Origin of the sequence: Anaerococcus groningensis, from assembly GCF_046365465.1 — a bacterium.
Classification (GTDB): domain Bacteria; phylum Bacillota; class Clostridia; order Tissierellales; family Peptoniphilaceae; genus Anaerococcus; species Anaerococcus groningensis.
The window spans coordinates 1-542 of sequence record NZ_JBGMEG010000028.1; the positions used below are offsets into that span (position 1 = coordinate 1).

General features: G+C 30.8%; 1 protein-coding gene. It reads right to left on the reverse strand.

What is annotated here, in order from left to right; translation table 11 throughout:
* Nucleotides 1-493 (reverse strand): hypothetical protein (locus AB9Q04_RS08090; RefSeq protein WP_410024827.1); only part of this gene is annotated, 493 nt, incomplete at its 3' end.
* Nucleotides 494-542 lie beyond the last annotated feature (49 nt).

A 542-nucleotide genomic window follows, 5' to 3' on the forward strand; every position in this document is an offset into this window, starting at 1 on the left:
CTAAATAAGTTTTCAAATCATGGATTAGATAGTAATTATTTATCTCATTGGGGTTACCAACTACAACTACATCATGGGTTATGGCCATATTGTCACCAGCATCTCCTTGATTTCTTATCTTGGTATTGATGATTTCAAATTCGGCACGCTTATACCTAATCCTTATAGGATTGCCCTCTTGTTGTAAAAATACCTTTAGATTGTCATTTATCTTAAGTTCCCTATCAGATGAATAAGTGTTTATAAGGCCGATTATTTTTTCGCTAGTATTTTCATTAAAGAAAAAATCATTTATAGCTTCTTTATCATCAGTTATTAGCCCCGATAACTCATCTGTGCTAGCTTCCAAACTCTTTATATTTTCAGATACTATTTCACTTTTAGTTTTTTCCTTGTCTCTAAAAGGCAAGGTTTCCACTAAGTAGTATGCAGCTACTAAGAGTATAAGATAAAGAATATATCTTTTTGTCTTGCTATCTATCTTATATCTCATAGCTTTTCTATATATTTTTTTACATCAGGACCTACATAAATATTTCCAT